The following is a 17890-nucleotide window of genomic DNA, read 5'->3' on the forward strand; positions in this document are numbered from 1 at the left end:
GTAGCTGGGTGCTAACCCAACTGCCTTTTATAGTCGATAAGCCTGGACATAGTCCTCGAAGTCCCACTGCAAGAAAAATTTTTGAGCTGCAGCATAGCCGCTCTTAAAAAGTAAATTGCACTTATCTTTTGAGATGTCAAATTCAGTTGTTTTAACGCCAACAGAAGGAACCTGAATTGTTCTGACTTTATCTTTGCTTTTTATGTAACGAGTTTCATTTTTGTCTAATAAAGTTTCCATTAAATCCATGGTATAAGCAATAATATTTGTTTTGCCGCTGCCTGTTTTTGATTCATACTCATCCATAAATCGGAACCCAAAAGTAGGCCATCTAGGGGCTCCTTCTACATCGAAAATCCAAACCGGAAAATTACTTAGAACTCCTCCATCAACAATATAGCTAGTTTGGTTTTTATATTTTAATTTATATGGAATAAAGAAAAAAGGTATGCCAATACTCATCCGCACTGCTTTAGCAATTTCAAATTCCATTGGGTCTAGCCCATATTTTTTTAAGTCATCGGGAAATATAATCATATCACCTTTGGTTATATCTGTAGCAATAATTTTAAGGCGGCATTGACCATCTTTGCTAACATCTTTAAATTTAATTTTCCCTTTGGCCTGCAAAATTTCCGTAATCCACTTTTCAAATTCCTTTCCCCTGTATAAACCTTTTTCAATTAAAAAATCTAAACCTTTACCCAAGACAGGAATATAATGTTTCCAATTTTTATCAAGTAAGTTTTCATAATTAAGATTATAAATTATCTTTTTCATTTCCTGGCCCGTATAACCAACAGCCAGCATTGCTGCAATAATTGCTCCAGCCGATGTGCCGGCAATATTTTGCCATTGGTAGCCATTATCCTCAAAACAACATAAAGCCCCTACTAAGCCAATCCCTTTTACCCCGCCACCTTCGAAAACCGCATCAGCTTTAATCAACAAACATCCCCCCTGTTTATAGAATATGGGGAGCACAAACTATTCCTGTCAGGTAGTTTGTGGAAGATTGCAATTAACTACATATCTATTTATAATTGCTTTATGAAAGTGCTTAAATGGCAGTGCCTCCAACCGAATAATATTATAATCCGGATAGTTGGGTTTCAAAGGTTAGGTGCAAATAATCATTATTTCAATGAAAGGTAAGTACTATGTCCACACCAGTTAAAAAGCAGAGAATTTGGGAAATAGATTTTTTCCGAGGGGTAGCTATAGTTTTAATGGTTATCTTTCATCTGATTTATGATTTAAAAGAATTTTATCACTACCCTCTTAATTATGAGGAAGGTTTCTTTTACTATATAGGTAAAGCGGCAGCTTCCTTATTTATTTTCCTCTGCGGAGTCAGCTCTTCCTTAAGCCATAACAATTTCCACCGAGGACTTAAACTGTTGCTCTTAGGTTTTTTAATTACCATTGTCACAGCTATCTTTGTGCCTGGCTCCAATATAATTTTTGGTATCTTGCACTTTTTAGGGCTCTCTGTACTTCTTTATCCTTTTTTCTACCCATTGCCTCCTGCTGTTATTGTGCTTATTGGTTTTTTTTGCATAGGAATCGGTACTTATTTGCCCAAAGTTGTAACTACTCATAATTTTTTTGCTCCCTTAGGACTAACTAGTGCCCGCTTTTATTCTGCCGACTATTATCCCCTTTTCCCTTGGCTAGGTTTATTTTTATTTGGTGCCGCCTGGGGAAAAATGAAATACTCTCAGGGCAAATCTTTATTTCGATTTCAGTTAAAATCTGACTTCTTTCAAATATTGGGCAGACACTCTTTGCTAATCTATGTACTGCATCAACCACTCCTTCTAGCGGTTTTATATCTACTTAATAAAATGAAAATAAGCTTATAACAAAAGATTTACTCTTTTCATCATAAGCTTCCTGTTATTTTGGTTTATATATATTTTAGCCGAGAGCTAATCACATAGCCGATTTATAAATTTCAATAATCTCCTCTAAAGTTGCTTTACGAGGATTTGTTAACCTGGTGGCATCCTTCATGGCATTTTCAGCCATAGTCTGTAAATCTTCTTCTTTTACACCTAATTGGCTCAAACCTGCCGGAATGCCAATATCATCGGCCAGCTGGCTAATGGATTCTAGAGCAAGTTCTGCTCCATCCCGTTCGGAATAGCCTGCAACTTGTTCTCCTAATGCTTCTGCAATTTCCACAAACTTTTTCGGGTTGGCGATTAAGTTAAACCTTTCGACATGGGGAAGTAAAATAGCATTACAAACTCCATGGGGCAAATTATAGAAACCACCTAGCTGGTGAGCCATGGCATGGACATAGCCTAAACTTGCATTGTTAAAGGCCATCCCTGCCAGATACTGAGCGTAAGCCATTGCTTCTCTAGCATCATAGTCATCACCATTAGCCACTGCCGTTCTAAGATTTTTAGAGATTAATTTAATAGCCATAATAGCTGCTGAATCAGTTAAAGGATTAGCCGCTGTAGAAACGTAAGCTTCCACAGCATGGGTTAAAGCATCCATCCCTGTGGCCGCCGTTAATTCGGGAGGCTTTTTCATCATTAATAGAGGATCATTAATTGCTACTATTGGGGTACACCGCCAATCAATAATTGCCATTTTAACTTTCCTTGCTGTATCTGTAATAATGGCAAACCTAGTCATTTCAGCAGCTGTTCCAGCTGTAGTATTAACAGCAATCATAGGAGCCATAGGCTTAGTTAACTGATCAAGGCCTTCGTAGTCATGGATTTTTCCGCCGTTTGAAGCAACTATGCCTATCCCTTTGGCGCAGTCATGACTGCTGCCTCCACCAACGGAAACAATACAGTCGCATTCATTTTTCTTAAATAATTCCAAGCCTTGTTCTACATTATGGTCAGTTGGATTAGGCTCAACACCATCGAAGAACACTGCTTTCCTGCCAGATTCTTCTATGTTTTTTAGCACATCATCCGCCATCCCAATTCTATGAATAAATTCATCTGTGACAATTAGGGCCTTTTGCACTCCTAAAGTTTGCATTTGGGCACCAACTTGTTTAGCACTACCTGGCCCTGTCAAACTAATGGGAGGCATAAAAAAGCTTATAACTTGTTCAGCTAATGGCATTTCTATCTCTCCTTTTTTCTAGATTTCCATGGTTATTGTTTATCAATAGCGCCTTATTATGTATTGGATTTTATGATATATTTAATATAAAAATAGCTTAAGAAAGGCGATAGAAATGCGTATACCTGTTTTTTCTGCAAATAAAAGTATGCTAACTATGAGAAAAGAAACAAGTACTGCTATTAAAAGCGGTGAGTTTTCCCAGCAGTTTCAGTTTAGCCAGCAGCAAGAAAGACAAAAATATTTGCAGCAACTATTTAATAAAATTAAACAAAAAGGTAAGCAAATTGTTAATTCTAACAACATTCACGATATTAACCAATATAAAAAGCTGATTAAAGAATATTTAAGCTTTATTCTTAGATCAGCTTACTCTGTGGATCCCGGAATTATGAGCAGCCAGGGCAGGTATTTATCTGTAGTTAAAGTAGTTGACGAAGAACTAGCTGAGCTAGGAAAACTAATGTTGGAAAAAGAAAAGGATACTTTAGCACTTGTGCAGAAAATTAGTAAAATCGAAGGATTATTATTAGATATTTACCAATAACTTTCCTGCCTGCTTGCAAATAAAGCAGGCCGCTTATTTTTCAATGCCCAAGGCTCCTTTAGCCAAAGAATCAGCCTCTTCGTTATATACATTTCCCGTGTGGGCCTTGACCTTTCGAAATTCAATTTTAATTTGGGCTGCCGCTTGGTCATAATAAGTCCTATACTCTTGGGTACCAACTTTTTTAGTTTGCCACTCCCTGGTACACCATTTTTCGATGCCTGCGTAATCGTGATAAATCACTAGCTTCTTGGCATTACTGCTCAAAGCGTACTTCATTGCTAACTTGGCACCTAAAATTTCCCCGGCAACATTCCTCATTACGGCAGCTTTTGGGTCTGACCCCTTATCCTTGATTGTTTCCTTTTGCCCTTGATAGAGAATTACCACACCTGCTCCATACTCTTTGCTTTCTGCCTTATAGCTTCCGTCTACATAGGCAATCATTGTATCCGGTTCTTGTTCCTCAAGATTACTACTATTGTCATTATGTCCATTTAAATAGTTAAGAGCTGCTTCCTGGGTAGGAAAACTTTTAAATTCTGCTCCCGGGAATCCTTTAACTTGTTGCTCACATTGAGTCCAGGTGGAAAATAAACCTGTTTTCCGACCTTTGCGCACAGCATAAAATTTTTTACCTTGTCCAGCCATGAGCTAATCCTGCCTTATCTATTTTTTATCATTTATTTAGTAAATTCGCTAGAATCTTGCCTAATTCCTCTAGCTGATATGGCTTCGCTACAAAATTAACCCCTTCATGGTCTTTAAACTGTTCTTTCGTATCACCAAAGGAATACCCGCTGGCCAAAATTACCCTGGCAGCAGGATCTATGGCTAAGATTTTTTCCAGTGCTTTTTTACCTCCCATTTTGCCTGGAACAGTCAAGTCTATAATCGCTGCCCGAAAAGGCTTCCCTTCCTCCTTAGCTTTTTCATAAAGCTCAACTGCTTCTCCTCCGTCACTAGCTAAGGCCACTTGATAGCCTAGGCGAGTAAGCATCTTTTCACCTATTTCTCTAATTCTCGCATCGTCGTCCATTAGAAGAATTTTACCCCGGCCCATAATGAGCTTACTTTGCTCCCGTTGTTCTACGTGTTTTTTATTCGTAGCAGGCAGGTAAATTAAGAATTTTGTTCCTTTACCTACCTGGGATTCAGCCGTTATATACCCGCCATGTTTTTTAATAATGGAATAAGTTGTCGCTAAACCTATGCCATTACCCGACTGCTTAGTTGTAAAAAATGGGTCAAAAATCTTGGTTAAATTTTCCTCCGGGATGCCGCAGCCTTCATCTTCAACTGTTACATAAATATACTTGCCAGGCTCTATAGGTAAGATACTCTTTTCTTCCGTAGTCCTATTTTCGGCTTTTACCCTAATGGTTCCCCCTTCTGGCATAGCTTGAATGGCATTAATAATTAAGTTATTAAAGACTTGATTAATTTGCCCTTCGTCAGCTTCCGTAAGCCATAAATCGGGTGCAATACTGTATTGACACTTAATGTTAGAACCGCTGAGGGAAAATTTGGTTGTTTCTTTTAATAATTTATCAAGGCACAATACCTTTTTATTAGGAGAAACTCCTTTAGTAATAGTCAACAAATGCTGAACTAAATCTTTCGCTTGTAATGCTGCTTTTTCAATTTCTTTCAGCTTTTTGCCCATTTTCTCTAGATTATTTCCGTACATTTTAGCTAAGGATATATTTCCCAAAATAATCATTAAAATATTATTAAAGTCGTGGGCTACTCCTCTAGCCATTAATTCTAAAGATTCCAGTTTATTAATCTTAAACAGTTCTGCGTCCATCTTTTCCCGTTCTGCCATCATAGTCTGCATGCTGTCCAACATCTTATTTAAAGCAGTACCCATAGCACCAATTTCATCTGTAGATTTAAATGTTACTCTCCTGCTTAGGTTTCCTTTGCCCACATCTAAAAGTACATCTACAGTCTCATCTACAGGCTGCATCACAATATTCACAAAAAAGTGTACCAATATAAGCACATTAAACAGAGCAAAAATAATGATTAAAATAATTTTGCTAATCAAATTGTACAGTGGAGCTAGTGCTTCATCTATAGGTACATTAACTAAAAGACTCCAAGGAGTACTAGCCCCTTCCACAACAACAGGGTTGTAAAAAGTCCAGATAGTCTTGTTGGAATAGGATTCAAAAAATTTAAGCAAACCTGCTTTTCCTGATTTAACCTCCTTGGTCAATTTATGGTAAGCCTCATTGGTTTCAGAAGTTGTCTCCTTTTTGACTATTTCAAGTTTCTCAATGTCAGCTGCTGTCACAGGTTTGACAAAAGTTTTTTTGCCGGCAAAAACATCTTTAATCTTTCCAACATCAAGGTTTTCTAAACCGGCATATCCTAACAATGCTTTGTTGGGATGAGATACGTATATTCCTTTATTGCTAACTAAATAAGCGTTTCCAGATTGGTTTATTTTGATTTTGGAAACTAAAGTATCTAAACTATCCAAGCTCATATCGCAACCGGCAATGCCCAGAAAATTGCCCTGAGCATCCTTAATTGGAACTACAAAAGAAGCCCTTAAAATACCTTGGTAAAAATATGGTTCTATAATTTGCATCTGTCCTGTTTTCTTCGGCAGATTATAGTAATCTCCTGAGCCTGGCTTTAAGTAACCTACCAAAGGTTCTAACCCCATTTTTTTATTAATTCTATTTATGTAGGGAACAAATCTGCCGGATGCATCATGGCCAGGCTTATTTCTATATTGAGCATCTAACCCATCAAAAGCATTTGATTCAAAACCAACATAAACAGCTACAATATTAGGGTTAGCAGCTAAATACTTTTGTAAAATGTGGATAACATCACTTCTATTTAAGCTGTGAGAGCCCTGAAGGTCGCTTTCTATTAATTTTGCTAGATTATTGCTTATAGACATGGACTTATTTAAAGATGCTTTGACTTCTGTAGCAAAGTTCCGGGATAAATTTGCTGCCTCCTTCTGGGTGGAAAGGATTAATTCTTTCTTTACTTCCTGATAAATAAAATAAGCGGTAATTAAAAAAGCCAAAGCAATAATGGGAATAGTTATAGCTAGCACCTTTACTGCTGAGTTATATTGGATTTTTTGCTGAGAGCTTCGTAGCATCATATTTTATGAGGGCATAAACTGCCCTCCCCCTCCTTTAAATAAGCAAACTAATGTCTTTAAATTCGCTCGAAAGGTGTTAATACCCCAGTTTGAATTAATTATACCACGATTCGACAAATTGTTATATTTTTTAAACCGAGTAGGAGCTGAATAATTATTTTTATTCAGCGTCTCTCACACACCGTACGTATTGTTCGGTATACGGCGGTTCAATAGAATTAATGCACTAATGAATATCTTTCACTTATTGGCTGTAAACCTATTTTTCTCAGGTATTCATTAGTGAGTGTTCTTGCAAGGATTGGGCTATTGGCTATTCGCCGGCAGCTTTTTTTTATGGTGCGCCCAGCATGGGCGCACCATAAAAAAAGGCAAGGTTTCAAGGCCTTGCCAATGCTCTACATTTTATAGATGATTTTTATTAAACCCCTAATTTATACTTTTCAATTAAGGGCTTTGCCACTAAGCCTAAGAGGAACAAAGAAATAATTAGTTCCGGAACTAAGTAAGAAGCATTATAGACGATGGAATAAACCCATGGATTCATGCCTTTAGGCGCATAAGATGCCCAAATAACTACTCCGGAAATAAGATGGGCTATAAATCTGCCTGCTACACCTATAACTGTGCCTACTAAGATGCCAGGCCGCGTAGCTTTCATAACACCAGCTAAGCCAAGGGCTCCAAAGGCAGCTATGTAATCTAAAAAAATAGATAATGGACTGAAAGAATATTTAGCACCTAAAATAAATTGCAGTGCCCCATAAACGGCACCTACTACTATGCCTCTTTGCCAACCCCAGCGTACAGCAAAGAAAAGAATTGGGATCATACTTCCTGCTGTTACGGAACCACCGTAAGCAGATTCGTAAATTTTGACGTAACTCAGAATTTGCGCCAGAGCAATCAATACACCTGCCTCTACTATCATTTTAGTCGAAAAATTCCTCATTGCCAATCCCTCCCAAAAAATAAACTGCACCGAAGGTACAGTTATGATAAATTTAATCCCTCCGCTAGCATTACCTAGATCAGGTTCCTGGGTCGGGAAATTAGGCGCTTTCCCCTCTCAGCCGAAACTATTCAGCTCCCCAAACTATTTAATTGTAACGGAATGATTAGTATAGATAATACCACTTTAATCTTGTTTTGACAATCTTTTATAGCTCAGTTTTGCGCTGATAAACTTGAGTTGCTGCAATAAAAAATACTAGTGCTGTAAGAAAATATACCAGAGCAATCTCTCCCAGCGGCAGAAGGAGATTATTTTGTACAGGCAAATTGGCAAGATCTAGGTGCATATTAGGTGAATTACCCATGAAACTAAAAATATAATTAATTACTTTGCCAGCTAGATTCCAAAAGATAATAAAAGAAGCAAAAGTAACCACTCCAGAATACTTTTTAATTACTTTACCCAGGATACTGCTAAAAAAGCTAAGGCAAATTAAAAATGTTAAAACAGCAACGGTTAGTAAAAAGAGCAGTAGTGAAAGTTTAAGATATACATTGAAATCCGTTCCAAAAATGCCCCATATTTGAGCCCATGATGTATCAGTTTCGGCCATGCCAAAAAGGAGTGTAATAAAACATGTTACCCCAGTAATAAGAATCCCAATTATAAATTGAGTCAACAAGGCTAAAAGTTTTACACCAAACACCATATTTCCTGATACGGGCAGGGATAGGACCAAATAAATTGCATTAGTGGACCATTCCTTAAATAGCATTTTAAAGGAATCTAGTACCGGTAAAAAATAAGCCAAACCACATAAGATTACCAGGGGCAAGATCACTACAGGGCCAATACCCCAAATAGTTAGTCCTAGCATAATCATTATGGCTAAAACTGCTACCAAAATTATTTCTGGCAACAACTCATGAAGGTCTTTTTTATACAGGGCAAAAGCCATTTTAAATTTATTGTTCCGCATGTTTAAAGGCCTCCTTCATAATTTCCACTAAAGACATTTGTTTCGATTGCCTTAATTCTTCCGCTTCTCCCCATAACTTAATTTCTCCGCCCTCAATAAAAAGTACATTATCAACTAAATTTTCGATTTCATCTATTTCATGAGTTGAAATAATAATAGTATGTTCCCCTTGTTGGTAATCCCGAATTAAAGCATTAATAATATCTTCACGGGTCATTAAATCGATACCGGAAAAAGGCTCATCCATAAGCAAATAGTCAGCTTTCCTAGAGAGGGTTAACAGCAACTTGCACTTGGCCAGCTGCCCTTTGGAAATTTTACTTAGCTTCATATTTTCATCTAAGTTTAGAAACTGCAACTGGTCTTGATAACACTTTTCATCCCAATCAAGGTAAAAAGCTTGCATGAATTCCACAGCTTGTTTAAGAGTCCACCAGGAATACAAATGATTAATTTCCGGCAAAAAAGCAATTTTCTCTTTGCACCGGTTTGGTTTCTGTCCTGCCACCAACACTTCCCCCTGACTAGGACTGCTTAAACCAGCAATTAATTTCAGCATTGTGGATTTTCCCGCTCCGTTGGGCCCAAACAATCCAATAATTTTACCTTCCGGAAAATCCAAAGTTATGTTCTTTAAAGCATGTATTTTCCCAAAGCTTTTACTAACATTTTTGAATTGAATCATCTTCAGGATCCTCCCCCTGTGCTTCTAATTTCCTTTGCACTATCCCTAATATTTCATCTTGCTCATACCCAAGGGATTTCATTTCTTTGACAAAATATGCTAACAAGCTCTCCTCCATTTCCCTCTTTAACCTTTTTTGAGTCTCCTCAGATACTCTAATAAAAGTTCCTTGGCCCCGTACAGTTTCAACCATTTGCAGCGCTTCCATTTCCCGATAAGCTCTTTGCACCGTATTAGGGTTGACCCGGGCTTGTTCCGCATATTCTCTTTGAGATAAGATCTTATCTCCCGGGCCCAGCTCCCCCCGTACAATCTGCTTCTTATAATAGTCAATTATTTGCTTATATATAGGTTGAGAACTGTCAAAATCCATCAATATCACCTCTTCCTTGGTACACTGTAGCACTAGTGCACTAAGAATATACTTCATTCCAAGTTATTTGTCAACTACATTAATCTTTTCTTTTGCATATAAAAACACCTGCAAAACTTATTCATTCCCACAGGTGTTTAGCCTACTGTTTAATTACTTTAAGTGGGTTATTTTAGCAATAACATCAACTTCTTCACGGATATCTTGGGCTACTTGAGCCAGCTCTTGGCTGATAGTGGAAATTTCCTCCATAGCATTAGTTTGGTTTACGCTGATATTAGCCGTATTCTGGGCCTCTGCTACATTTTCTTCCAGGAGCTGTGATAAATGATCAACACTGACACTGATGTTATCAATCCATTCAATAACTCTATTGATTGCTTTTTCACTGTCCCTTAACTTTGCATTTGTTTCGTTAGCCTGAGAGGCCACATTATTTACTAATTTAACAATATCGCCTAGACTAGAATTTATTTCTTTCGAGAAAGCCGCACTGCTTTCTGCCAGCTTACGTACTTCCTCGGCAACAACGGCAAAACCTCTACCATGTTCTCCAGCCCTAGCAGCTTCAATGGCAGCATTTAGAGCCAACAGATTAGTTTGATCGGCGATTCCTGTAATTGAATTTACAATATTGCCAATTTCTCCAGCCTTTTTAGATAGCTCACTCATTCCATCTACTGTAGATTTGACAGCATCATTTAGTGTAGTAACGGATTCTTTAATTTTATCTGAATCCTGGGCTACAGCGCTTGATTCTTGATTTAATTTAACAATTTCTTCTTGGCAAATATTCAAATTGCTAACTTGTCTTTCTGCTGTATTACTTAAATTACTGCTCATAGCCAATGTTTCCTGACTAGACGCAGCAAATTCCTGGCTTGCAGAGCTGATATGATCTGATTGAGCACTAAGTCGGTTCATCATGGCTTTTTCTTCGGAAATATCGCGAACTGTTTCAATTGCGCCAAGGACTTTTCCATCCTCACTGAAATAGGGTGTATAGGATGTCAAAGTCTCAAATTTTTTGCCGGCCCTGTTTTTTCTTTCTAAGTATATATCCCAAACAGGTTCTTTACTTTCTTGCAGATGCTTTTGGACAATACAGTTTTTACCGCATTTTGTTGAACTAAAAATTCCATAGCATTTCTTTTTTAAAGCCTCTTCTTTAGGACAGCCTGTCAATTTTTCCATAGCAGGAGAGATTTCAATAATGTTAAAATCCATATCCCGGATAAAATAGGGGTAAGGCATGGCTAATCTTAAACCTTCAGCCCGTAATTGGTCGTCTGTTTTTTTTATTTTCTCAATATTGCAAACAGTCTGCTTCTTTTTAAACCACACGTAGGAAGACCCCCGTTCCTCTATAAGAATACTATTAATTTAATCTTAAGATAAAAAAACTAAAGTTACAAGGAAAATATCTACAGTTCTTAGCGTTATTAACATTGTTTTGGCACTGCTTTATAAGTTACCTAAATTTTGAAACTTTATAAAAAAACAGATAAAAATATGTACAAAGAAAAACTAGTTCATCGTCAAAGCACCCGCAATTTGCCTTACGGGAGTTTAAACTAACCTGGCGTTTAACTCTCCTTAAAGGGGAGAGGAACTGCGCCAAGTTAGTCAGTTAAATAGCTATAAATCTGTAGTTACATTTTGGGGTTGAGACTTGAAAAACCTCTTTTTTAAGTTAATAAATTTCTTTTTCAGCTTAATCCCTATATCATCAAACAATGTATAAACTACAGGAATTAAAACTAAGGTAATTAAGGTAGAAAGAGTCAAACCGAAGGCAATGACCACAGCCATAGGAGCCTGGGCTTCGGCACCTTCACCGGTTCCAAAAGCCATAGGGAGAATTGCTAGTACTGTAGTCAAAGCCGTCATTAGAATTGGTCTCAGCCGCACAGGACCAGCTTGCAGTACTGCTTGGTCTCTCTCTGTACCTTGTTTACGCAGAGTGTTGATATAATCTACTAAAACAATTCCGTTATTCATCACAATACCTACCAGCATAATAGCTCCGATAAAGGCCGGAACACTTAAGGGGTGCCCTGTCAGACCTAGTCCGAAAATTACCCCAATAAATGTTGGCGGCAGGGAAAACATAATTACAAAGGGCTGGAACAGAGACTCGAATTGAGCCGCCATAACCATAAAGATTAACACTACTGATAAAAGCAAGGCAGACGCTAGGCTGGCAAAGGATTCAGCCATATCTTTTGCCTCCCCGCCAAATTCAATGGAATACCCTTCGGGCAAAGGAAATTTATTTAACTTAGCTTGGATCTCTTTATTAATACTGCCTAAATCTCTCCCGGAGATATCCGCTGTAATATTTACTTCCCTATTTTGATTGGCCCTATTAATTTCCACCGGCGCTTCTCCAGTTTGAATCTCAGCAACAACTGAGAGAGGTACTCTAGCGCCAGTTGCTGAGACTATGGTTAAATCTTTAATGGTATCTTCAGTATTATTGGTGTTACCTAAAGTTTGCAAACGGATATCTACCTCATCATCTCCCGTCCGCATGCGGCTAACAATTTGACCATCATAAGCAATACGCACTGCGGAAAGGACCTGGGAAGCCGATAAGCCGTAACGAGCTGCTTCTTCTCGATTGACGACAATTTGTACTTCTGAACTAGATTCTTTTAAGGAGTTCTCTACATTCCTGGTTCCGGGAACTTTTTTGACGTTCTCTACCATTATGTCTCCTAATTCCTTAAGTACATCTAGATCATCGCCCCGAATGGAAATATCAATGGGGCTGCCGCCGCCCATAGATGTCTCAGCAGCTGAAATAGTAATATTTCCCCCAGGAATATTAGCTACAACTTTATGCATCATTTCCACTGCTTCATCTGTAGTGATGGTGCGTTGATCTTGGGGAACCAGCTTGATTTGCAAATCAGCCTTATTTCCAGAGGTACTGCCTAAAAAGGACAACTGCCCTGAACCTACAGTGGAAGAAATTAAATCAATATTGTCTTTCAATTTTTCTTGGGCAACTGCTTCTAAATCAGCTGCCACTTTTCCTGTTTCCTCCAGCTTAGTACCTGCAGGCATTTCTACACTAATATTCATTTGCCCCTGGTCCATAGAAGGAATAAATTCTGTCCCAATTAAAGGAGTAGCCGCAATGCTTAGGACTAAGAGTACTACGGTCAAGCCAATAACTGTCACCCGATGTTTTAAAGCCCACCCTAAAATATGTCCATAAATTATAGTTAGTTTGTGAATGGCTTTGCCAAACAGAGTTAAAGGATTCAAAGTTCTACCTTGAGGCAAATCCTCCCCTATCAGGCGAACATTTTTCAATAATCGGGATGACAGCATAGGTACTAAAGTTAAGGAAGCAAATAAAGCTGCTAGATGGGAAAAACTTACTGTTAATGCCATAGGCTTAAACAGAATACCCGCTAAACCCTCAACGAAAACGATTGGTAAAAAGACCACCACCTGAGCTCCCGCTGAAGCTACTACAGCATTTCCTACTTCAGCTGTTCCCAGCTTGGTTGCTTCAATTAAACCATAGCCGTTTTGCCTATACCGGTAGATACTTTCCAGAACAACAACAGAAAAGTCAATTAAAGAACCTAACCCTAGTGCTAAACCTCCCAGGGACAGTAGGTTAATAGTTTGATTGCCGAAATACATTAGAGTAAAGGTAGCAATAATTGAGACAGGAATAACTAAGCCAACAATAATGGTGCTGCGCATATTCCGCAAAAAGAGGAATAAAACAATTACACCAATTAAACCGCCTAGGACACCGTGTTCAACTACAGTATTAACTGAATCCTGAATGTATTTAGACGTATCTACAATAGTTTCAATTTTTGTTCCCGACGGCAACGTTTTATTCAGCTGCTCTACTTCTTTTTTCAAGCCATGGGCTACTTCAATGGTATTGGAGCCGGTAGCTTTCATTACACTTAAGCCTATAGTTCTTTTGCCATTGACATAGCTATAACTTGTGTCTTCTTTATAATCATCTTTAATTTGAGCAATATCTCGTAAGGCAACTACTTCCCGACTGCCTGGCAGGCTAATTTGAATATTTTCCAACTGAGCTACAGTAGCGTATTCCCCATTTACCCGGATAGTTGTTTCCTGGGATCCTTTATTCACACTACCTGCCGTACCTGTAACATTGTCACTGGAAATTGCCTGCATAATTTGGACGGTGCTTAAGCCATAGGCTTCTAATTTCGCTTTATCAAGCTCTATTTTAATTTCCCTTTCCTTTCCGCCGGTGACGGAAACCGAGGCAACTCCATCAATTCTTTCAAGGGCTGGCTTAATTGTATCTTCAGCAATCTTTTTCAGCTTGACAACATTGTCAGTTCCAGTAATAGAATAAGTTAAAATGGGTGTTTGGTTAATATCGATCTTAATAACCTGAGGTGAATCTGCATCATCGGGCAGATAATTTCTGATCATTTCAAGTTTTTCTCTGAGGCCTACATTAGCATTGTCTATATCCGTACCCCAGTTAAATTGCACAATGACTAAGGAATTTCCTGTGCTTGAAATAGATTGAATCTCTTTAACATTGCCTGCTGTAGCTACAATTGCTTCTAAAGGCTTAGTAATCATTTTTTCCACTTCCGCCGGAGAAGCCCCTGAATAAGAAGTAGAGATTACGGAAACAGGTATTTCCATATCAGGGTACAAATCAATAGGTAAGCGGGGAAGTGAAAATAAGCCTATGATTAGCACAGCAATAATTAACATGGAAATAGCTACAGGGCGGTCAACAGAAAAATCTGCAATTTTCACTTAGCTATTCCCTCCATTTTGTTTTACAACTTTAACCTTTTGTCCGTCTGCCACTAATCGATTTCCTTTGACAATGACAGTTTGTCCTTTTTTAAGCCCCTGTTTAATTTCTGTTAGCTTCCCTGAAGACATGCCAACTTTAACGGAAATTTCTTTGGCTTTTCCCTTTTCCAGCAGAAAGACATAATTCATTCCATCACGTTCTAAAAGTGCATCAGTTGGTAAAACTAAAGCACCTTTAATAACTCCCGTCTGTAATGTTAAACGTGCTATCATCCCCGGCTTAAGCTTTCCATCTTGATTAGGAAGTTTTATTTCTACAGCAAAAGCGTGAGTAGATTCATCCGCCTGGGGTGCAACGGAAATAATAGTGCCTGTAATTTTTTTGTTTAGAGACTCAACTGTTACAGGTACTTTCGTTCCTACTTTCATGGCGCTAATTACATTTTCCGAAACATTTACTTGAACTTTTGTTTCAGCAATTTGCACAATTTTAATAGGCGCAGCCTGAGAACTAGTAATTTCTCCGACTTCCGCATCAACAGCTGCCACTACCCCACTGCCAGGAGCAGTAACGATGGCATTTTGATAACTATCTTGGGCAGAATTAACTGCGGCCTGGGACTGGGCAACTTGGGCCTCTGCCATTTTTAAACTAGCCTGAGCATTCAACAGTTGGCTTTCTGCCTGATCGTATTCAGCTTTAGATAAAGCCTGATTTTCATATAATTCCTTGGAACGACTGTAGTTCAGCTTAGCATCTATCACGCCCCTTTGGGCTTTGAGTAAATTGGCTTGGTTTACAGCCACAGCTGCCTCTGCTTGCTTAACAGCATTTTGGGCATCAGTAGCTTCTAGTTCAAATAAAACTTGTCCTGCATGAACCTTGTCCCCAACTTTTACGTACAGTGCCTTTATTTTTCCCCCTACTTTAGGCGCAACGGAAACTTCAGTTAGTGCCTTAATTTCTCCTGAAGTTTCTAAAGTTTGGACCAAATCCTTATTTGCAGCTGAAACTGTTTCCACAGGCAGCAAACTTTCCTCAATTGTTTCCTGTTTCTTGCCACAGCCTGTTAAAGTGCCCATGATTAATAAAAAGACACATATTAAGGTAGTAACCTTTTTCAAAAAAGCTCCCCTCCAACAAGTTATTTTTGTTTATTAAGTACACCATGCAAAAAAATATCCAGTGCTGTTTGACAAGTTTTTGCTAACACCTCTTTATCCTTAAATATTAGCCAGTGTCTGCCAATACCATCTAAGATACTGCTTAAAACATAAGCAGTCAATTTAGGATCTAGGGCTCTTAATTCTCCCCGGGCAAAGGCAGCTTCAAATTCAGCTGCCTGCATTGCTAAGGCTTGAGAATAATACTTGGTCATTTTGTCTATGGCTTCCTGGCTATTAGCCTGCAAAAGGAATTCCACAAACAACATAAAAATGGAAGCGTCTATTCGCTTCATAAAGTGTTCACAGTACTGCGTAACCTTTTGAACAGTGGAGACATTCTCCTCTGTAATCTTTTTAAATTCTGCCATCCAATCAGCAAACCACCGCTCTACTAAATACCAGAAAATATCTTCTTTGCTGGCGAAGTACCAGTAAATTCCTCCTTTACTTACTCCCGAAACTCTAACTATCTCATCAACAGTTGTTTTACTATATCCAGATGCTAAAAAACAGGATAAAGCTACATCTGCAATTAAATCCTTTTTCGTTCCTTTAGACATTTAACCCTCCCTTTACAGACCAATCGGTCTGTGTTCATTATATTTTTTGCCTAGAATAATGTCAATATTTTCTTAGGACACTAGCAGGGCCAAATCCTGTCTAAAATTAGTTTACGCTCTAAGTTAAGTAAGGTATAATTTTTACCAACTATTTTATTAATTGTTTAATAATATGCAGAATGGGTAAGCTTACAATCAGAAAGGGAGTGAAAAAATGCAGCTGCCACCTTTATACTTAGAGCGGATGGCCAGGGAACTGGGCAATGCTTTTCCACAATTTTTGCACAGCTATGCTGAACCTCATACTGCAGGACTATGTGCTAACAGTTTAAAAATTTCCCCGTCCCTTTTGCCAGAACTTCTCCCTTTTATCAATGAAGTAATACCCTGGTGCAAAGCTGGATTTTATTATAACAACCACATAAATAGACCTGCCAAATCACCTTATTATTATGCAGGCCTTTATTATATTCAAGAGCCTAGCGCTATGCTTCCTGCTGAACTATTGGGACCTAGCCCTGGAGAGCGGGTACTTGATTTATGTGCAGCCCCAGGGGGTAAAACACTGCAGCTAGCGGCCCAGCTAAAAAGAGAAGGTCTTTTAGTAGCTAATGATATCCACCCTCAAAGGGCTAAAGTTTTGCTTAAAAATTTAGAGCGTTATGGCGTAGTTAACTCCATAGTCTGCAACGAAACTCCTAGCCGCTTGGCCCAATTTTTCCCCCGGTTTTTTAATAAAGTTTTAGTTGATGCTCCTTGCTCTGGAGAAGGAATGTTTCGCAAAGAGCCGGATATGGCGAAGCACTGGAACCGGCAGGAGGTGGCAAAGTATGTGTCCTGGCAGAGGGAAATTTTAGAGGTAGTTCCCCAATTGCTTAGTCCTGGGGGTGAGATAGTCTATTCAACTTGTACTTTTAATCGAGAAGAAAATGAGGAACAGATAGCCCGTTTTTTAGCCGCCCATCCGGAGTTTAAGCTTTTAGAACTTAAAAGGCTTTGGCCCCATGAAGTCAAAGGCGAAGGACATTTTGCTGCCAAAATTAAGCATACTTCGCCTTCTGAAGCAGTGCCTCAGCAAAAGCGATATCAGAAACAAGAAACCATATCCAATCTCTCAGCAACTGCTGAAGCAGCTGTGGAGGAATTTTCCCAGCAAGTCTGGTCCAATCCTTTGGATTGGCAGAACTGGCTGCCGGATAATGGAGTACTTATAGAAAGAGCCGGGCACATACTGTGGGAAAGCTCTCTCCTGCCTTTTTGGAAAGGCTTAAAAGTACTTCGTTCCGGCTGGCTCTTAGGTACAGTAGAAAAAGGACGCTTTCGGCCATCTCCTGCTTTTGCTTTAGGGCTGCCTAAAGAAGCAGTCACTTTAGCTAAACAAAAGCTGGATTTAAACGCCCAAGATGAGGCACAAAATGCCTTAGCAATCCGCTACTTGCGAGGGGAGACCATTCAAATCGAAGGCCAAGAATGGCCCAAAGGCTGGCATCTAGTAGCTGTAAATAGTTATCCTCTGGGCTGGGCTAAAGGACCTGGGGACTGGTTGAAAAATGGCTTCCCCCCTGGCTGGCGCTGGCTAGATGGTGAAGCAGAATAGA

At 38.8% G+C, this 17890-nt stretch carries 15 protein-coding genes and 1 riboswitch; of the genes, 3 read left to right on the forward strand and 12 right to left on the reverse strand.

Annotated elements, in window-relative coordinates; translation table 11 throughout:
- Window positions 1-27: 27 nt before the first annotated feature.
- Window positions 28-945: a patatin-like phospholipase family protein gene (locus RDV78_04605; protein ID MDS1029789.1), complete on the reverse strand. Its 918-nt coding sequence runs from the start codon at window positions 943-945 to the stop codon at window positions 28-30.
- Between the two features lie 215 nt (window positions 946-1160).
- Here RDV78_04605 and RDV78_04610 point away from each other — a divergent pair, with 215 nt between their 5' ends.
- Complete coding sequence (locus tag RDV78_04610) at window positions 1161-1865, forward strand: heparan-alpha-glucosaminide N-acetyltransferase (protein MDS1029790.1); 705 nt, start codon at window positions 1161-1163, stop codon at window positions 1863-1865.
- A 70-nt stretch (window positions 1866-1935) separates the two neighbouring features.
- Here the strand turns inward: RDV78_04610 and RDV78_04615 are convergent, their stop codons facing one another.
- A complete protein-coding gene (locus RDV78_04615) occupies window positions 1936-3099 on the reverse strand; it encodes an iron-containing alcohol dehydrogenase (GenBank protein MDS1029791.1) in 1164 nt (387 codons plus the stop codon).
- 157 nt (window positions 3100-3256) lie between these two features.
- Between RDV78_04615 and RDV78_04620 the strand changes: the two genes are divergently transcribed.
- Entirely contained in the window at window positions 3257-3646 is a 390-nt protein-coding gene (locus RDV78_04620; GenBank protein ID MDS1029792.1) for a YaaR family protein, read from the forward strand.
- 33 nt (window positions 3647-3679) lie between these two features.
- On the opposite strand, the gene RDV78_04625 is transcribed toward RDV78_04620, so the two are convergent.
- The 10 genes from RDV78_04625 to RDV78_04670 all read right to left on the reverse strand — a co-directional run bounded on the left by RDV78_04625 (window position 3680) and on the right by RDV78_04670 (window position 16292).
- The gene (locus RDV78_04625) at window positions 3680-4297 is read right to left on the reverse strand and encodes a ribonuclease H family protein (GenBank protein ID MDS1029793.1); all 618 of its coding nucleotides are present in this window, start codon (window positions 4295-4297) and stop codon (window positions 3680-3682) included.
- Window positions 4298-4325: 28 nt separating this feature from the next.
- On the reverse strand, window positions 4326-6731 hold the full coding sequence (locus RDV78_04630) for an ATP-binding protein (protein MDS1029794.1): 2406 nt from the start codon (window positions 6729-6731) through the stop codon (window positions 4326-4328).
- Window positions 6732-7203: 472 nt separating this feature from the next.
- Window positions 7204-7734, reverse strand: coding sequence for an energy-coupled thiamine transporter ThiT (thiT, locus tag RDV78_04635; protein ID MDS1029795.1), 531 nt, complete (start codon window positions 7732-7734; stop codon window positions 7204-7206).
- Between the two features lie 41 nt (window positions 7735-7775).
- A riboswitch (TPP riboswitch) is annotated at window positions 7776-7886 on the reverse strand.
- Between the two features lie 56 nt (window positions 7887-7942).
- Window positions 7943-8716 (reverse strand): hypothetical protein, encoded by a 774-nt coding sequence (locus tag RDV78_04640; GenBank protein MDS1029796.1) that lies wholly within the window; start codon window positions 8714-8716, stop codon window positions 7943-7945.
- Window positions 8703-9401 carry an ABC transporter ATP-binding protein gene (locus tag RDV78_04645; GenBank protein MDS1029797.1) on the reverse strand — a complete coding sequence of 233 codons (699 nt, stop codon included), beginning with the start codon at window positions 9399-9401 and terminating at the stop codon, window positions 8703-8705. The genes RDV78_04640 and RDV78_04645 overlap by 14 nt, the downstream gene beginning before the upstream one ends.
- Complete coding sequence (locus RDV78_04650) at window positions 9379-9774, reverse strand: GntR family transcriptional regulator (protein MDS1029798.1); 396 nt, start codon at window positions 9772-9774, stop codon at window positions 9379-9381. The genes RDV78_04645 and RDV78_04650 overlap by 23 nt, the downstream gene beginning before the upstream one ends.
- Window positions 9775-9927: 153 nt before the next feature.
- The gene (locus RDV78_04655) at window positions 9928-11118 is read right to left on the reverse strand and encodes a methyl-accepting chemotaxis protein (GenBank protein ID MDS1029799.1); all 1191 of its coding nucleotides are present in this window, start codon (window positions 11116-11118) and stop codon (window positions 9928-9930) included.
- A gap of 294 nt (window positions 11119-11412) precedes the next feature.
- A complete protein-coding gene (locus RDV78_04660; GenBank protein ID MDS1029800.1) occupies window positions 11413-14562 on the reverse strand; it encodes an efflux RND transporter permease subunit in 3150 nt (1049 codons plus the stop codon).
- The gene (locus RDV78_04665; GenBank protein MDS1029801.1) at window positions 14563-15690 is read right to left on the reverse strand and encodes an efflux RND transporter periplasmic adaptor subunit; all 1128 of its coding nucleotides are present in this window, start codon (window positions 15688-15690) and stop codon (window positions 14563-14565) included.
- A 20-nt stretch (window positions 15691-15710) separates the two neighbouring features.
- Window positions 15711-16292 carry a TetR/AcrR family transcriptional regulator gene (locus tag RDV78_04670; protein ID MDS1029802.1) on the reverse strand — a complete coding sequence of 194 codons (582 nt, stop codon included), beginning with the start codon at window positions 16290-16292 and terminating at the stop codon, window positions 15711-15713.
- Window positions 16293-16506: 214 nt separating this feature from the next.
- On the opposite strand from RDV78_04670, the gene RDV78_04675 reads away from it, so the two are divergent.
- Window positions 16507-17889, forward strand: coding sequence for an RsmB/NOP family class I SAM-dependent RNA methyltransferase (locus RDV78_04675; protein MDS1029803.1), 1383 nt, complete (start codon window positions 16507-16509; stop codon window positions 17887-17889).
- Window position 17890: the final 1 nt, after the last annotated feature.

The organism is Bacillota bacterium LX-D (assembly GCA_031628995.1).
Classification (GTDB): domain Bacteria; phylum Bacillota; class DUOV01; order DUOV01; family Zhaonellaceae; genus JAVLUO01.